At 61.7% G+C, this 15,513-nt stretch carries 17 protein-coding genes; 9 read left to right on the forward strand and 8 right to left on the reverse strand.

Features of this window, described 5'->3' with window-relative positions:
* Positions 1-149 precede the first annotated feature (149 nt).
* The 3 genes from ACJO3T_RS15575 (at position 150) to ACJO3T_RS15585 (ending at position 3,186) form a co-directional block, all read left to right on the forward strand.
* A complete protein-coding gene (locus ACJO3T_RS15575) occupies positions 150-1,319 on the forward strand; it encodes an MFS transporter (protein ID WP_406979061.1) in 1,170 nt (389 codons plus the stop codon).
* 101 nt (positions 1,320-1,420) lie between these two features.
* Complete coding sequence (locus tag ACJO3T_RS15580; RefSeq protein ID WP_406979062.1) at positions 1,421-2,203, forward strand: SDR family NAD(P)-dependent oxidoreductase; 783 nt, start codon at positions 1,421-1,423, stop codon at positions 2,201-2,203.
* Between the two features lie 47 nt (positions 2,204-2,250).
* Positions 2,251-3,186, forward strand: coding sequence for a ketopantoate reductase family protein (locus ACJO3T_RS15585; RefSeq protein WP_406979063.1), 936 nt, complete (start codon positions 2,251-2,253; stop codon positions 3,184-3,186).
* A 66-nt stretch (positions 3,187-3,252) separates the two neighbouring features.
* On the opposite strand, the gene ACJO3T_RS15590 is transcribed toward ACJO3T_RS15585, so the two are convergent.
* Complete coding sequence (locus ACJO3T_RS15590) at positions 3,253-4,056, reverse strand: SDR family NAD(P)-dependent oxidoreductase (RefSeq protein ID WP_406979064.1); 804 nt, start codon at positions 4,054-4,056, stop codon at positions 3,253-3,255.
* Between the two features lie 349 nt (positions 4,057-4,405).
* Between ACJO3T_RS15590 and ACJO3T_RS15595 the strand changes: the two genes are divergently transcribed.
* A complete protein-coding gene (locus ACJO3T_RS15595; protein WP_406965517.1) occupies positions 4,406-4,978 on the forward strand; it encodes a PEP-CTERM sorting domain-containing protein in 573 nt (190 codons plus the stop codon).
* 330 nt (positions 4,979-5,308) lie between these two features.
* On the opposite strand, the gene ACJO3T_RS15600 is transcribed toward ACJO3T_RS15595, so the two are convergent.
* Positions 5,309-6,382: a TRAP transporter substrate-binding protein gene (locus ACJO3T_RS15600; RefSeq protein WP_406979066.1), complete on the reverse strand. Its 1,074-nt coding sequence runs from the start codon at positions 6,380-6,382 to the stop codon at positions 5,309-5,311.
* Positions 6,383-6,544: 162 nt separating this feature from the next.
* Between ACJO3T_RS15600 and ACJO3T_RS15605 the strand changes: the two genes are divergently transcribed.
* The gene (locus ACJO3T_RS15605) at positions 6,545-7,936 is read left to right on the forward strand and encodes a CHAD domain-containing protein (protein WP_406979068.1); all 1,392 of its coding nucleotides are present in this window, start codon (positions 6,545-6,547) and stop codon (positions 7,934-7,936) included.
* A gap of 5 nt (positions 7,937-7,941) precedes the next feature.
* On the opposite strand, the gene ACJO3T_RS15610 is transcribed toward ACJO3T_RS15605, so the two are convergent.
* Positions 7,942-8,142 carry a hypothetical protein gene (locus ACJO3T_RS15610; protein WP_406965512.1) on the reverse strand — a complete coding sequence of 67 codons (201 nt, stop codon included), beginning with the start codon at positions 8,140-8,142 and terminating at the stop codon, positions 7,942-7,944.
* 230 nt (positions 8,143-8,372) lie between these two features.
* Between ACJO3T_RS15610 and ACJO3T_RS15615 the strand changes: the two genes are divergently transcribed.
* Complete coding sequence (locus tag ACJO3T_RS15615) at positions 8,373-9,053, forward strand: type 1 glutamine amidotransferase domain-containing protein (protein WP_406979069.1); 681 nt, start codon at positions 8,373-8,375, stop codon at positions 9,051-9,053.
* Here ACJO3T_RS15615 and ACJO3T_RS15620 read toward each other — a convergent pair whose 3' ends face one another.
* The gene (locus ACJO3T_RS15620; RefSeq protein WP_406965510.1) at positions 9,054-9,284 is read right to left on the reverse strand and encodes a DUF3565 domain-containing protein; all 231 of its coding nucleotides are present in this window, start codon (positions 9,282-9,284) and stop codon (positions 9,054-9,056) included.
* 265 nt (positions 9,285-9,549) lie between these two features.
* Between ACJO3T_RS15620 and ACJO3T_RS15625 the strand changes: the two genes are divergently transcribed.
* Positions 9,550-10,890, forward strand: a complete 1,341-nt coding sequence (locus ACJO3T_RS15625) for an alpha/beta fold hydrolase (RefSeq protein WP_406979070.1) — start codon at positions 9,550-9,552, stop codon at positions 10,888-10,890.
* 49 nt (positions 10,891-10,939) lie between these two features.
* Here ACJO3T_RS15625 and ACJO3T_RS15630 read toward each other — a convergent pair whose 3' ends face one another.
* On the reverse strand, positions 10,940-11,290 hold the full coding sequence (locus tag ACJO3T_RS15630) for a YchJ family protein (RefSeq protein ID WP_406979071.1): 351 nt from the start codon (positions 11,288-11,290) through the stop codon (positions 10,940-10,942).
* A 251-nt stretch (positions 11,291-11,541) separates the two neighbouring features.
* Between ACJO3T_RS15630 and ACJO3T_RS15635 the strand changes: the two genes are divergently transcribed.
* Positions 11,542-12,285 (forward strand): sulfite exporter TauE/SafE family protein, encoded by a 744-nt coding sequence (locus ACJO3T_RS15635; protein ID WP_406965506.1) that lies wholly within the window; start codon positions 11,542-11,544, stop codon positions 12,283-12,285.
* Here the strand turns inward: ACJO3T_RS15635 and yihG are convergent.
* Entirely contained in the window at positions 12,266-13,168 is a 903-nt protein-coding gene (yihG, locus tag ACJO3T_RS15640) for a 1-acylglycerol-3-phosphate O-acyltransferase, YihG family (protein ID WP_406965541.1), read from the reverse strand. The two genes, ACJO3T_RS15635 and yihG, sit on opposite strands and share 20 nt — an antisense overlap.
* 206 nt (positions 13,169-13,374) lie before the next feature.
* Between yihG and ACJO3T_RS15645 the strand changes: the two genes are divergently transcribed.
* On the forward strand, positions 13,375-14,136 hold the full coding sequence (locus tag ACJO3T_RS15645) for an SDR family oxidoreductase (RefSeq protein ID WP_406965505.1): 762 nt from the start codon (positions 13,375-13,377) through the stop codon (positions 14,134-14,136).
* Between the two features lie 42 nt (positions 14,137-14,178).
* On the opposite strand, the gene ACJO3T_RS15650 is transcribed toward ACJO3T_RS15645, so the two are convergent.
* Both ACJO3T_RS15650 and ACJO3T_RS15655 read right to left on the reverse strand, forming a co-directional pair.
* Entirely contained in the window at positions 14,179-14,637 is a 459-nt protein-coding gene (locus ACJO3T_RS15650; RefSeq protein WP_406965504.1) for an ATPase, read from the reverse strand.
* 50 nt (positions 14,638-14,687) lie between these two features.
* Positions 14,688-15,513 (reverse strand): methyl-accepting chemotaxis protein (locus ACJO3T_RS15655; protein ID WP_406965502.1); only part of this gene is annotated, 826 nt, incomplete at its 5' end.

Genomic DNA, 15,513 nt, shown 5'->3' on the forward strand with positions numbered 1-15,513 from the left:
AACGAAGGCCTGCATCCGCAGGCCTTTTTTGTTCGGCTCCCCGCCGAAGGATCGGAACCACTGGGCAGGCTCCGCCAAATCATGTAGCTTTCTTATTTGATTCGCGCCCAAGGAGCCCTGCCATTTCCCGCCCCATCCACATCAAGGCCGTGCTGTTACTGGCCAGCACCATGACTGTGCTGGCCGGCGCCATCATTGCGCCCTCCCTGCCCGGCATGAACCGTCACTTCGGCGGTGATGCCGAGGTGGCGGTGCAACTGGTGCTGACCATACCGGCGTTGATGATCACCCTGTTCAGTCCGGCCATGGGTTACCTGGCGGACCGTTTCGGCCGCCGCAACCTGCTTCTTGTGGCCCTGCTGGTTTACGGGGTCGCGGGACTGTCCGGGTTCCTGATTGACCGGGTGGATGTGCTGATCCTGTCCCGGGCCATTCTCGGCATCGCCGTGGCGGGCATCATCAGCATCAGTACGACGCTGATTGGCGACTATTTCAATGCCACCGAACGGGCCCGGTTCCTGGGCCTGCAGGGCAGTTTCATGGCCCTGGGCGGGGTGGTGTTCCTCAACCTGGGAGGCGCCCTGGCGGACTGGAGCTGGCGCGGTCCTTTCCTGGTCTACATCGCCGGACTTCTCCTGCTGCCCTATGCGCGGGCCGTGCTCTATGAACCATCTGCGCCAACCGATACAGGCAACGAATCCGGAGCACCGCTTTCCCCGGAGCCGTTCCCCTGGGGCCGGGTCATCCTGGCCTACAGCCTGGGCCTGATCAGCATGGCCATGTTTTACATGGTGCCAGCGCAACTGCCGTTCCTGCTGACAGAGCGCCACGAGGTCAGCGGCACCGCCATCGGGCTGGCACTGTCTACCACCCCTATGGCCGCGGCTGTGGTGTCGTTCACCTATGGTCGCCTCAAGCCCTGGCTCTCCGTAAGCACCCTCTACGTGATCGGCTTCGTACTGGTAGCCATCGGGTTTAGCATCGTGGGCTACGCTCACAGTTATGCCCTTACGCTGGTGGGTGTCAGCCTGGCAGGTCTGGGATTCGGTATCTTCCTGCCCAATACCAATGTCTGGCTGATGCGCATCACCCCGACAGCATACCGGGGGCGCGTGTTCGGGGGCTCGTCGTCAGCCATCTTCCTGGGGCAGTTCCTGTCCCCCCTGGTGGTTGCCCCTGTTGCCGTGCTGCTGGGGTCACTGCGGGATGTCTACCTGGCGGCTGCCGTACTGTGCCTGTCGCTGGCCGTGGTAATGGCTATGCTTGGGGTTACCTGGCTACGGCATGACGACCCGCTCACCCCCGCCAGGGGCCAATAATGATTGATGTGTTCCGCAGAACGAGAGAAGATACCGAATTCGCCAATCAAGGATGAGGCTCGTTCCCCTTTCCAATCAACAACCACAAGAAGGGCCACTCCATGAAACTCAAAGATTCCGTTGCTATCGTCACTGGCTCCTCCTCCGGGATAGGTGCTGCCATTGCCCGCCTGTTTGCCGAGCATGGCTGCCATGTGGTGATCAACTACAGCAACAACGAAGACGGCGCCCGGGCCGTGGCCGACGACTGCGAGAAGTTTGGCGTCAGGACCCTGGTAGTTCGGGCCAACGTGGCAGAAGACGCCGACTGCCGGACCCTGGTGGACGCCACCCTGGAACAGTTCGGTCGCATCGATATCCTGGTGAACAACGCCGGCACCACCAAATTCTGCGACCACGCCAACCTCGACGGCCTCGACAAGCAGGACTTTCTGGACCTGTACGCTGTCAACACCGTGGGCCCCTATCAGATGACCCGTGCCGCGGAGAAGGCCCTGCGGGCCAATGGTTCCGGCCATATCATTAACATGGCGTCCATCGCCGGCCTGGCGGGCATCGGCAGCTCCATTGCCTATGCCGCCTCAAAGGGCGCACTGGTCACCATGACCCGGTCCCTGGCGCGGATCATGGGGCCGGAGGTCCGGGTCAACGCGGTCTGCCCCGGCTTTGTCCAGGGGGAATGGCTGAAGAAGGGCCTGGGCGAAGACAAGTACGATGCGCTGCTGGCAAAGACCAAGGGTGCCGCCCCCCTGCATGACGCCGCGTCCCCGGAAACCGTCGCGGACGTATGCCTGGGCCTGATAATCGGTGGTGACCTGACCACCGGCGAAACCATCCTGATCGACGGCGGCGCCCATCTGGGCATGGCCCCGGTCCGTCGTTAAGACACCTCTGATCACGTTTATTGACGAATCAAGGAGACATTCCAGACATGAGCAACAAACCCAGCATCCTGATCGTCGGCGCCGGCGCCATCGGCAGCTTCTACGGCGCCATCCTGAAGAAGGCGGGATGCAGCGTCAGCACGGTACTACGCTCCGAGTACGATGCGGTGAAAGCCAATGGCATCCGTATTTCCAGCCCCCTGGGTGACCTGTCCTACCAGCCGGATCACGTTTACCGGGACGGCGACACGCCGGTGGAAGAGCCGGACTACCTGATCCTGTGCGTGAAAGTCCTGCCCGGCGTGGATCGCGCTGCCCTGGTAAAACCCTGGATGGGCAGCAACACCCGACTGGTGCTGATCGAGAACGGCCTGGATATCGAACGGGAACTGGCCGACGCCTACCCGGACAACCCCATCGTCAGCTGCCTGGCCTTTATCGCCGCCAGCCGCACCGAGCCGGGCGTGGTGGAGCACAAGGCCTACGGCAAGCTGGTCATGGGCCGCTACCCGAAAGGCATCGATGACAACTGCCGGGAGCTGTCCCAGCTCTTTATCGACGGTGGCATCAACATCGACCTGACCGAGCAGGTGGTGGGCGAGCGCTGGCGCAAATGCCTGTGGAACACCCCGTTCAATCCCCTGTCCGTCATCGCCAACGGCGCGGACACCAAAACCATCCTGGACACCGAAGGCGGCGAGGACCTGATTCGCGCCATGATCCGGGAGGTCATGGACGTGGCCGCCGCCGAGGGTTACCCCATGGACGACAAGGTGATCGAACAGAACATCACCGGCACCCGCAAGATGCCCCCCTACAAGAACAGCATGGCGCTGGACTACCTCAACGGCCGGCCCATCGAACGGGAGGCAGTACTGGGCAACGTGGTGGCTATCGCCCAACGCCACAGTATACCGGTGCCGCACCTGAATACCGTGCTGGTGACTCTGAAAATGCGGGCGGTGCTGGAAGGCAGGGACTGAACCAGCCTCAATCCCGATAGAAAAGGGGGCGCCAGGGCGCCCCCTTTCTGGTTGGGCCGGTTCCGGTCAGCCGGACTTCTCGTTGAACATGGAGATACGACCGCCATCCACTACCAGGTCGTGGCTGTTGATGAACGAGCCCTCGTCGCTGGCCAGGAACACCGCCGCGTTGGCGATGTCCACTGCCAACCCCGCCCGCGGTAATGGCGTCGCTTTCGCCAGGTTTTTCTCCAGCTTGGCCATCTTGGCCTCGTTTTCCAGATCGCTGAGTGTATTGGCCCGCTCGGAGCCACCCCAGAAGATAGGGGTAGCCACAGCCCCGGGGGAAATGGCGTTCACCCGAATGCCATCAGCGCCAAGCTCCACGCCGGCCAGCCGTGTCAGATGACTGACCGCTGCCTTGGCACCGGAATAAAGGTAACCACCCTGCCCCAGGCGATGCCCGGCAATACTGGAGTTGTTGATAATGCAGCCGGAGCCCTGGTCCCGCATTACCCGTGCGGCATGCTTGATGCCGAACACCACACTGCCGGTGAGCAGGCGCATGATATGGCCAAACTCCTCCTCGGTGACCGAATCCAGGGTGGTGCGGTCGCCGGCACCGGCGTTGTTGAACAGGCAGTCCAGGCGACCGAACCGTTCCACCGCTCCGTCCACCAGGGCGGCGATATCGGCCTCGTCCATGACGTCCGCCTTCTGGAAGACGGCGTTCGGCCCCAGGTCCGCCGCCAGTTTCTCACCCTTGTCGACACTGCGACCGGCAATGATCACCGTGGCACCCTCCTCCACGAAACGACGGGCCGTGGCTTCACCAATGCCACTGGTGCCGCCGGTAATCACCGCCACTTTTCCTGCAAGACGATCTGACATGACTTCGCTCCTGTTGTGATTGTTGGTGGAGCATAACCCGGGACCACAGACCGGAAAAAGTTCACGGCCTTGTCGGCATGCTTCACAGGGCGGGAAAACGAGGAAGTCACATCATAAGAGCCGCCCCGATAAGCGTCGATATTATTTACACACCAGAAATGTACTGACACTTACAAATTCTTTTAAATCAATACATTGTTGTTTTGGCATCAACCATGCTTAGGAGTGTGTGGATCGGCTGCGCCAAGGTGGCGCAGCACTCTCTACCCGGTGTCCCGTACACCGCCAGGAGCGAGAAATGAAAACACACAGCAGTAAACCAACAGCGCTGATAGCCGGGAGCCTTCTGATGGCAGCCTCCCTGGCCGTACAGGCAGACCCGATTGCCTGCATCAATGGCGGCGTCAACGACACTCATAGCGCCAGTGCCAATGGCTCTTACGCCGATGCCTGTCACTATTACAGTGACAGCAACATCGCGGACCCGACCGACATTACAAACCTGACCAACAGTATCTGGGGTGTCACTGATCCGTTCACCTATGTCGGAAAGGATGCTGAAGCCGGAGACATTGCGGGCTTCGATCTGCAGGTCTCAGGTTCCGATGATGAATTCGAATTTCTTTACCAACTGTTCGTACCCGATGCCTATGTCGGCAGTACCGTTGACTGGGTATTGGGTGTCAAGCAGGGCAGCAACAGCTACATGAGTTACCTGTTCGAAGACGTGACTCTTGGTATCGAAGGCGGATTCAACAACTTCTGGCTAAACCCTACCGGTAAGGAGGTCAACGATTTCTCCTTCGCCGCCGGCTTTATCCGTATTGTCGATGTTCCGGTTCCGGAACCCGCCACTCTCGGCCTGCTGGGCCTGGGGCTGCTGGGGCTTGGTTTTGCCCGACGCAAAACCGCAGCCAAGTGACGCTCTGCAACACTGTCCAGACATCTCCGCTCCGGCGGGGGTGTCTGTTTCTGGACTCGTGGTTCCTGCTTTAACTCCTCCTCGCTGCCCATAACGGGCTACCCCCTCATGCCAGGCGTACTGGCGCTGTAATACTCTGGCCGTCGACACCACTGTCAATTTTATTTACATGCGATTCACCTGGACCGGAGGTGACTGTCCTCATTCATGCCAGCCAGAAAACAGCTTTGTGGTATTCGCCTCCTGCATAAACAACAAACCCCGCTCAAGGCGGGGTTTGTTGTTTCAGGGAGCCTGATCATCTGACCAGATCCCAATCGACGGTGAGACTTACTCCACGTCGGAGTTGTTCAGGTAAGCCCGGTCGGAGATGTTGGTCCAGGGACGGATCTGCTCCATGTAATCACGCTGGGATTCGATGATCTCACGGGTCAGCGGATCTTCCTCGGCCATCTCGGCCAGCTGTTTCTTGGTGGACGCCCGCAGTGCTTCCATGACCTCATCCGGGAAGGTGCGGAACTTCACGTCCGGGTACTCTTCCTGGATGCTGCTCCAGGCCTTGCCGCTTTCGTGCATGGTCTGGATGTACATGTCGTAGGCGGCGGTTCGCATGGCCACGCGGAGCACTTCCTGCAGGTCTTCCGGCAGTTCGTTCCAGGTGTCCTTGTTGATCAGCCATTGCAGTTCCGCGGACGGCTCCTGCCAGCCGCCATAGTAGTACTCGGCGATCTGGTGGAAGCCCATGGGCAGGTCCAGGGCCGGCCCGACCCACTCCAGGGCGTCGATGGTGCCACGCTCAAGGGCGGTGTAGAGCTCACCCGGCGGGATGTTGGTGACGGCCACGCCGATATCCGCCATTACCTCGCCGGCAAAACCAGGGGTGCGCATCTTCAGGCCCTGCAGGTCCTCCAGGGAGTTGATTTCCTCACGGAACCAGCCGCCCATCTGCACACCGGTGTTACCACCGGGGAATGACAGCATGTTGTGCTCGCCATAGACCTTCTGGGCCAGGTCGAAACCCTCACCGTAGTAGAACCAGGCGTACTGTTCCGGCGCGGTCATGCCGAATGGTACGGTAGTGAAGAACATGCTGTTGGGAATCTTGCCCTTGTAGTAGTAGGACGCGGTATGGCCCATGTCGTACTGACCGGCCTTTACCATGTCGAAGATACCGAAGGGCGCCTTGTGCTTGTTGGAGGAATCGATGCGGATCTGCAGCCGGCCCTCGGACATCTTCTCAACCATGGCCTTCAGGCTGCGGTTGGTGTCCCCCAGGATCGGATAGTTGGGGCCCCAGGTTTCGGCCAGCCTCAGGGTATAGGTTTCCTCGGCAATGGCGGTGGTCCCGGCAAGGGACAGCGACAGCAGCAGCGTCGTTGTCTTCAGCATTGAGCGTAATGTCATGGTGATTACTTCCTGCTTTGGTTTTATTGTTGGAAGCCGATAGGGTCAGGCCCACGAACTTCCTGGCTTGATCCAGTGGCCGACCAATGTCGTGGCATGGTGTCGGCACGAAGCCGATATCATAGCTTCCCGGGCCACCCGATGCACAGAGGGATGTTGTCGATGAAGAACCTCTTTCTGATCAGACACGCAAAATCCAGTTGGACCGACGATTCCCTGCACGATATCGACCGCCCCCTCAACAAGCGGGGCAAACGTCAGGTGGCGGCCATGGCCGGTCCATTACTGGAACTCGGCGCCCTGGGCGATCCGGTATATGTGAGCCACGCCTGCCGCGCCCGACAGACCATCGAAGGACTGCTGGAGCACTTGCCGGAACAGGATCTGGTTTCCGGAATACGATTCGAGCCCACCCTGTACACGTTCCGCGCCAAGCACCTGTTCAAGTGGCTCAGGAGCCTGCGAAGCGACGCCTCCTCCGTGACCCTGATCGGCCACAATCCCGCCCTGACGGACCTGGCTGATATGCTGACCGATGGCGAGGTACCAGACATGGTCACCGGCGCCGTGCTCCACCTGCGGCTGCCCCTGGACCACCGGCGCCAACTGGGCAAGGGGAAAGGAACACTGGTGCGCTACCTGCCACCGGCCCAGGCCAGCTACCGGCTCTATCGCCGCAAGGCACCCGATACTCCGGAGACCGGCAACAGTCTGCACAAACAGGTGCCAGTGTCACTGCGCCATCAACTGGACACCATCAGAGCCCTCCAGCCCGGCGTGATCCAGGGCATCGACCCGGAGTTCCTGCACCAGTTCCGGGTCAACCTCAGGCGCAGCCGGGCGGTGACCGAAGCCGTCGAGACCATTTCCGGAGAAAGCGCACTCCGCAAGGGCCTCAAGCCACTCAAGCGCATGGCCAGGCGAACCAGCCAGCTGCGGGATCTGGATGTTTTCCTGCATTACCTCGACCAACAGGCTTCAGACAACCCGCGCCTGCAACGTTCATTACGGTCCTCCGGTGCCACGGACTTCTACCGGCACTGGCGGGAACAGGAGCGGCAGTCGCTGTCGGGGGAACTGGAACGGAAAAAATGGCACCGGGAACTGACGCAATGGGAACAGACGATCACCGGAAAGGTGCTGGACCGGGCTGTGGGGGAAACCACGCCGGACGCCATCCATGACACCGTCCGGGAACGGGGGATGCTGTGCCTCGGGCTGTTCCGCGCCCTGTCTACGGATGCACCGGACGAGGACTTCCATGAGGTGCGCAAGGCCCTCAAACGGCTCCGCTACCTGGCCGAACTGGACAAGGGATACTACCGCCCACTGCTGAGGGAACTGAAGGAACAACAGGCCCTGTACGGGGAATTCCAGGACCGTCACCAGCAGCTCTGGCTACTGGCGGAACTGGCCGATAGCCGGATGGACCGGCGGCTGCCTCCGGTGATGACGGAACTGGCCGATCAGATCGACCGGGAGCGGCAGGCCGCCCGTGAGGCCATCCTGGCGCGCGCGCCCCGGATCGACGATCAGGGCCAATCCGACGACTGACGCCGTTACAGCACCAGCCAGGCGCCGATCATGACCGCTCCCAGCCCCAGGATAATGAACAGCCCTGTGGGAGCCCCGGGGCCCTGCTGGCGGTCCATTTCCTTCCTGGCCCGGTTAATCTCCTCCCAGGTATGTTCCCCTGCGTAGGTGACATCGGTGTCCTGCATGCCAGGTGCCCACACGCACTCTCTTGCCTTGTGCTTCATAAGATCCAACTCCTTTCAGGCCGACACAGCATACCGACACGTCGTGGCTGAAGACAGCTATCAACCGGAACCAGGCCTCAGTTCAGTAATAAGGGTATCTACGCACAAGAAACGCTTCCGGGTTGTAAACGCCGGAATGCGCACCAACGTAGGAAATCAGGCAGCAACATACGCCCCGGGTTCCCGCCAACCCAATAGTCATTTCCCGAACTGAGAAGGGAGACACACCCATGAAAATTCTGATGGTTCTTACATCCCACGGCCAGATGGGCGATACCGGTCACAAGACGGGCTTCTGGCTGGAAGAGTTCACCTCGCCCTACTATGTGTTCCAGGATGCGGGGGCGGATATCACCCTGGCCTCTCCCAAGGGCGGACAGCCACCCGTTGACCCCAACAGCGAGGCAGAGGATGCCCTCACCGACAGCACCCGCCGCTTCAGCCAGGATGACCGGGCACGGCAAGCCCTCGCGAGCACCAAAAAACTCAGCGACGTGAACGTCCATGACTTCGATGCGGTGTTCTACCCCGGCGGCCATGGCCCGCTCTGGGACCTGGCCGAGGATACCGATTCCATCAGACTGCTGGAGGAAGCCAACCGGGAAGGCAAGGTGATCGGCGCCGTATGCCATGCCCCCGCCGTGTTGCGTCGACCGGAATCCCCCAACGGCGACTATTTCGTGCGTGGCCGCAAGGTGACCGGGTTCAGCAACAGCGAGGAGGAAGCCGCCGGGCTGACCGACGTAGTTCCCTTCCTGGTGGAAGACATGCTCCTTGAGAACGGCGGTGACTACAGCAAGGGGGATGACTGGTCCCCCCATATCGTGGTGGACGCCAACCTGATCACCGGACAGAACCCGGCCTCATCGGAAGGGGCCGCCAAGGCGGTACTGCAGGCACTGCAGGACTGATCACACCTCCTCACCGTTCTGAGGAGGGCGCTCGTCCGGCGGGGCGCCCTCCCGGCACTTCACGCAGTCCAGTTCAAATCCGAGCATTCCCCGCCGGCCTTCCGCTGACACCACCCAGGGGCGGTTTATCCAGGGCGGCTCATGGCGAACATGCTGGTTATGGCCACAGGCCAGTTGCGCCACCCAGTGGCCTTCATCATCACGGTGGTAGCCGGTAATGGGCTGTTTCATGGTCATGCCTCACTTATTCGCACTTTAGAATATGCCCGAAATAACGACAGAAGCACCACTCACCGGCCCCGCCTGCAAATTGGCTTTCCAGGCCTCTGGCGATGAACCGGGGCTTCACTAGACTGATATCCCAGTCTGGTCCGTTCCGTACCTCGGCCAGCCGACCAACAACAATCACAACAAACAGGGAAGCGCTATGTTCATACAATCGCGAGGCCTTCGGTCTCTTCCCGTACTCGCGGCCTTACTGTCTGGTATAGCCCTGGTGGGCTGCAACTCCGATTCCTCTTCTTCAGACGATGACACCGACCCGGGAACCTCTCTACCGGAACTCTCGGAAGAAGTGATCCGGCCACTGGTGTTTGTCCACGGCGGCGCCGGCTCCGCGGCCCAGTACATGAGCCAGGCGATGCGTTTTACCGCCAACGGCTACCCCGAAGAATACATCCATGCCTTTGAATACCCCGGTGTGGCGCCCCACAACCCAGCGGAGCTGGATGCCTTTATCGACAATGTGTTGGCGGAAACCGGGGAAGACCAGGTCTACCTGGTAGCCCATTCCATGGGGACCTTTGTTGGCTATGAGGGTCCGCTGTCCGAGGCCATCCCCAACTACACCGGCTACCTGATGGTGCCGGAATACGCCACCAAGGTGGCAAAGTACGTGGGCCTGGACGGCCGCACCGCGGAAACCTGCCCGGGTGACGTGCCCTGCCTGGGCATCTTCGATGCCGACGACGGCCGGGCGCTGGGGGACAACAACGCCTACCTGGAAGATCAGGAACACGTGGAAACCGCCACCTCCGCGGAGTCCTTTGCCCTGCAGTTCGCCTTCCTGACCGGGGAGGAACCCGCCTACACCCGGATCGTTGAACAGGAGAGTCCGGTGTCCATCTCCGGTCGGGCGGTGATCTTCCCGGACAACACCGGCACCGACGGCGCCACCCTGGAAATCTGGCCCGTGGATCCGGACACCGGCATGCGCAGTGCGGAAATACCGATGGAAACCTACAGCATCGGTGCCGACGGGCACTGGGGCCCGGCAGAGCTGTCCCCCGACCAGCACTATGAAATGACCCTGATACGGGACGGCCACAGCGACATGCACTTCTACCTTCAGGCGCTCCCCAGGAACACCCGGTTCGTGAGACTGAACGCCTCCGCCACTGGCTCCCAGATCCTGGTCAACACCAACACAGGGCCGGAACACTCGACCCTGGTGGTCACCCGCCAGCGGGAGTGGATTGCCGACGCCCCGGACGGCGAGCGGGACGAGCTGTGGATTTCCACCACCAGCCCCCAGTGGGGGGACCAGGCCCCGGTGAACGCCATCGTCGAGGGCGTGACCAATGGCAATATCGGCCTGCACATCCACGACGACGAATCCACCCCGGCCCACAGCAGCCTGGCCTTGCTGGACTGGTTCCCGGATCAGGCCTTCCAGTCCGGCATCGATGTCTACATGCCGGCCACCGATGAGCCCGACGGCACCATTACCCTGCGCAGTGTGCCCCATGGCAACGAAGGTGCTGAACAGATCATCAATGTGCCCAACTGGCCGTCGGACAGCGACCGGATTTCAGTCCAGTTCAACGACTGGTGGTAAGGCTGATGGCGGGGTCTCTCCATGTGGAGTGCCCCGCCGACCAAAACATTCACGCCCGGCAACAGGCCTTGAACTTCTTCCCGCTGCCGCAGGGGCAGCGGTCATTACGGCCCGGTTCCAGTCGCCCTTCCCGGGTGTCGCCACGCAGGTAGTACCAGCGCCCCTCCTCGCGGACAAAGTCCGACGCCTCCTCCAGGTAGGCGAACCCGCCCGGCACCCGATGGATGGCCCGGAAATGCACCTGCCCCCGATCACCCTGCTGCCCTGATGACAGTACCTGTAAACCGGTCCAGTCCGGCGATTGCTCCAGGGACAGCGTGGCCGGTCGGGTGTCCGCATGCCAGGTGGTCAGCAGATAGTCCGGCAGTTCCAGCACGAAGGCACTGTAGCGGGAGCGCATCAGTGCTTCGGGGCCTGGCGCGGACCTCTGGTTCAGATGGAAAGGCTGACAGCAGTCCTCGTAGGATTCTTGGCTGTCACAGGGACAAGAGGGCATAACGGATCTCCACAAACGTTTCAGGAGTTTGCGACGCTCTACCGCGCAGACTCCTGGGGCAATCTATCACAGCACCACCAATAGCTACCTATCGAGCTGTATGTTATAAAACCCTGCTACACCAGTTTTTCACGCCCTCAGACAAGGCCCCTACCGTGCCGGCAGATATCACCGTCGTCCATATTCTCCTGGCCAACCTGGTGGTCCTGGCCGGCTCCTGCCTGCAGGGCGTGGCTGGTTTTGGTATTGGTACCCTGGCCGCGCCCTTGCTGTTCCTGATCTCTCCGGCGTTCATCCCCGCCCCGTTGACCCTCAATGCGGTTGTCCTGACCCTGCTGATGCTGATGCGTAACCGCACCAGCCTGCAGATACGGGAGGTCCGCTACGCCATCGGCGGAGGCATGGCGGGCGCCGTACTGGCGGGCCTCACCCTGCTGGTGATCTCGGCCCGGGGATTCGAACTGGTCTTTGGTGTCCTGATTCTTCTGGCCGTGGCGCTGAGTGTGGGTGGCCTGAAACCCCGGCTCAATCCCCGCAACAGCATCATTGCCGGAATCGCCTCCACCTACATGGGCACCATCACCGCAGTCGGGGGACCGCCCATCGCCATGATCTATCAGAACGAGGAAGGACCTCTGGTCCGGGCCAACATGTCCGCCTTCTTCCTGTTCGCCAGCGTGTTCTCGCTGATCACCCTGGTGGTCTCCGGCTACCTGGGGAAGCCAGAGCTGTGGCTGTTCATCGCCACCCTGCCCGGGGTGTTCATCGGTTTCTGGCTGTCGGCCGGGCTTGTCAACCGGCTGCCCTTCGAGGCCCTGCGCCCGATTATCCTCGGCATTGCGGCAATCGCCGGCCTGGCGGCCCTGATCCGGGGACTGATCAGCCTGAACGGGGGCTGAACGCCGCCTTCAGTTCATCAATGCGGGCGTCCTTTTCCTCCCAGAGGTGTCGCACCCAGGCCTGGAAGGTATCCCGAAAGGCCGGATCATTGGCGTAATCCCCCTGGAACAGCTCCGGCGGCACGGTACGGCTGCGGATATCCACCACCACCCGCGACACCTGCCCGCTGAGCAGATGCCAGAACCCCGGCACCGGTCCGTCCGGGTACACGATGGTCACGTCCAGCAGGTATCGCATCTGCTCCCCCAGCGCCCCCATCACGAAGGCAACGCCGCCGGACTTGGGCTTGAGCAGGTTGCGGTAGGGAGATTGCTGGTAACGATGTTTATCCGGCGTAAAGCGGGTGCCTTCCAGGAAATTGACCACGGTCACCGGCAGGTCATGGAATTTCTCGCAGGCGCGCCGGGTGATCTCCAGATCCTTGCCCCGGTCTTCCGGGTGCCGCTCCAGGTGTTCCTTGCTGTACCGTTTCATGAAGGGATAGTCCAGGGCCCAGAACGCCAGCCCCACCAGCGGCACCCAGATCAGCTCCTTCTTGAGGAAGAACTTGAAAAAGGGCGCCTGCCGGTTGAACACCTCCACCAGGGCCGGAATGTCGACCCAGGACTGGTGGTTGCTCACCACCAGGTAGGACTGTTCCCGGTCCAGGATCGCCTCGTTGCGGATATCCCAGACCGTGGGTGTCATCAACCGGAAGATATTCTTCAACCCTTCCGCCCAGGTTTCGGCGATCCACATGACGCCGATGGAGCAGGCCCGCTGCAATGGCCGGATGGGCACCAGCGCCTTGACCAGACCCATCAGCAGCATGGGACCGATGCCGATCAGGGTGATCAGCAGGATCATCAGGCAGATGGTGACTGCCCTGGCAAGGTGGATAATCAGCACGGGGTTCTACCGCCTTCTCCGATAACTTCAGACTATCTGTCCGGGAATCATAACGTTTCCCGGCCGTCGCTTCACCCACCCGCCTGGCCGGTTCCACCAACCTCCCGGCAGGGACTCCCGGGGCCGGTCACGCCGCTTCTTCCTCCCCCTGAAAAAGGATACCATTGCCGCTCAATGCCAATAACAATGAGGAATACGGAATGACCAAGCAGTTCGATGGAAAAGTGGCCCTGGTAACCGGCGCCGCCGCGGGCATTGGCGAAGCCACCGCCCGGGCATTCGCAGAGGCGGGCGCCAGCGTCATGCTGTCCGACATCAACCAGGACGCCGGCGAGAAGGTGGCCGCCGCCATCAACGGGGCCGGCGGCAGGGCTGCCTTTGTGCACTGTGACGTCCGCAGGTCCGGCGACGTCAAAACCCTGGTGGAGCAGACCATCGAACAGTTCGGGCGACTGGATTTCGCCTTCAACAATGCCGGTGTCGAGCTCGAACGCAGCAAACTCGCCGACGGCGAAGAAGAGCTCTTCGACAGCATCATGGACGTAAACGTGAAAGGTGTGTGGCAGTGCATGCGCCACCAGATACCGCTGATGGTCGAAGCCGGTGGCGGCGTTATTGTCAACACCGCTTCCGTCGCCGGCCTCGGTGCTGCCCCGTCGATGAGTATCTACAGCGCCAGCAAGCATGCCGTGGTGGGCCTGACCAAGTCCGCCGCCGTGGAGTATGGACGCCGGGGCGTACGTATCAATGCCGTCTGCCCGGCCATCATCGACACCGAGATGTTCCGTCGGGCGCTGGCGGATGATCCCCGCAAGGAGGAGCTGCACAAGACCATGCATCCCATTGGCCGCATCGGCCAGCCTGACGAGGTAGCCGCAGCGGTGCTCTACCTGTGCTCCGAAGGCGCGGGCTTTACCACCGGCGTTGCCCTGCCCCTGGACGGCGGCTACACCGCCATCTGAGGCAACCGGAACTGACGGTCGGCACCTCTGCCCGCCGTCGGATCACATATCCTGACTGCTGGCGAGCTGACGGGCCAGGCGCATGGCCTCGTTGGTTTCCATCTGCCGCAGGGACTCCACCAGTTCGTGGGTTTCCGGCGTGATGGCCTGCTCGTCCAGGCTGTGGTAGATGTCGATGATCCGGTCGTGGAAGGTAAAGATCTCCCTGCAGATATCGTCGAACCCGAGTGAGTCGAAATGGCTGTCCCTGGGGTCCTGTACCTTCACCGGACTGCGCGTCAGGTAGTCATACAGGCGTGTTTGCAGGGTATTGGGAGCGGCCTGGCGCTCGTATTCCTTCGTAATCCGCTCCAGCTCCCTTTCGTGGTCGGCGAGATAGTTCAGCAGGGCGCGGGCCTGCTCGTTCCTGTTGCCATCGGCGCCTTCCGTCAGGGTCCGGGCCAGCAGCCCGTGCATGTTCCTCACCCAGTCAATCAGTTCTTCATAGGTCTTGATTTCCATAGACCCTCCTTATCCGCTGCAATGACGTATAGCCGTTACCCTACATCGTTTCAGACCCGGAACTGTGACACCAGTTCACGCAGCCGCTCGCCCAGTCGTGCCAGTTCCTGGCTGGCCTCGTTGGTCTGGGTGACGCCGGTGTCGCTGTTCTGGGCCGCCTCCACGATGCGCACCACGTTCTTGTTGATCTCCTCGGCCACCTGGCTCTGCTCCTCGGAGGCCGTGGCGATCTGCGTCACCTGATCGTGGATGTGCTCCACCGACTGCTCGATGGTGCTCAGGGCCGAACTGGCGTGGTTGATACGCTCCACAGTCTCCTCCGACAGGCCCTGGGAGGAACGCATGCGCTCCACCGCGCTGCGGGACTCACGGATAAAGCCATCGATCATCTCGCGGATCTGGCCGGCGGACTCGCCACTGCGCTTGGCCAGCTGGCGCACCTCATCGGCGACCACGGCGAAGCCACGGCCATGCTCGCCGGCCCGGGCGGCCTCGATGGCGGCGTTCAGGGCCAGCAGGTTGGTCTGGTCGGTGACTTCGTGGATCACGTCCAGCACCTTCTGGATCTCGTCACTGCGGGAGGCCAGGGCGTCGATGGCCTCGGCGCTTTCCAGGATATTCCGGGACAGGCTGTTCACCGACTGCTGGGAGCCGGCCATGGTCTGGCCGCCATCCTTGGCCAGGCGGTCGGCATCCGCCCCGGCCTGCTGCACCTCGTTGGCGTTCTTCGAGATCTGGTGGATGGTGGCGGCCATCTGGTTGATGGCGGAGGCGATCTGGTCGGTCTCTGAACCCTGGACCTGCACCGAGGCGCGGGTCTCTTCCGCCACCCGGCTCAGTTCCTCCGCGGCCGAGGCCACCTGGTGGGTGGTGTCG

The organism is Marinobacter shunpengi, assembly GCF_045449715.1.
Lineage (GTDB): Bacteria > Pseudomonadota > Gammaproteobacteria > Pseudomonadales > Oleiphilaceae > Marinobacter.

Excerpts from the sequence above, each read along its gene's own strand:
- ACJO3T_RS15645 (WP_406965505.1), top strand. The coding sequence starts at position 13,375 with ATGACCAAGCAGTTCGATGGAAAAGTGGCCCTGGTAACCGGCGCCGCC.
- ACJO3T_RS15615 (WP_406979069.1), top strand. The coding sequence starts at position 8,373 with ATGAAAATTCTGATGGTTCTTACATCCCACGGCCAGATGGGCGATACC.
- ACJO3T_RS15620 (WP_406965510.1), bottom strand. The coding sequence starts at position 9,284 with ATGAAACAGCCCATTACCGGCTACCACCGTGATGATGAAGGCCACTGG.
- ACJO3T_RS15590 (WP_406979064.1), bottom strand. The coding sequence starts at position 4,056 with ATGTCAGATCGTCTTGCAGGAAAAGTGGCGGTGATTACCGGCGGCACC.
- ACJO3T_RS15605 (WP_406979068.1), top strand. The coding sequence starts at position 6,545 with ATGAAGAACCTCTTTCTGATCAGACACGCAAAATCCAGTTGGACCGAC.
- ACJO3T_RS15580 (WP_406979062.1), top strand. The coding sequence starts at position 1,421 with ATGAAACTCAAAGATTCCGTTGCTATCGTCACTGGCTCCTCCTCCGGG.
- ACJO3T_RS15595 (WP_406965517.1), top strand. The coding sequence starts at position 4,406 with ATGGCAGCCTCCCTGGCCGTACAGGCAGACCCGATTGCCTGCATCAAT.
- ACJO3T_RS15650 (WP_406965504.1), bottom strand. The coding sequence starts at position 14,637 with ATGGAAATCAAGACCTATGAAGAACTGATTGACTGGGTGAGGAACATG.
- ACJO3T_RS15585 (WP_406979063.1), top strand. The coding sequence starts at position 2,251 with ATGAGCAACAAACCCAGCATCCTGATCGTCGGCGCCGGCGCCATCGGC.
- ACJO3T_RS15610 (WP_406965512.1), bottom strand. The coding sequence starts at position 8,142 with ATGAAGCACAAGGCAAGAGAGTGCGTGTGGGCACCTGGCATGCAGGAC.
- ACJO3T_RS15600 (WP_406979066.1), bottom strand. The coding sequence starts at position 6,382 with ATGACATTACGCTCAATGCTGAAGACAACGACGCTGCTGCTGTCGCTG.
- ACJO3T_RS15630 (WP_406979071.1), bottom strand. The coding sequence starts at position 11,290 with ATGCGCTCCCGCTACAGTGCCTTCGTGCTGGAACTGCCGGACTATCTG.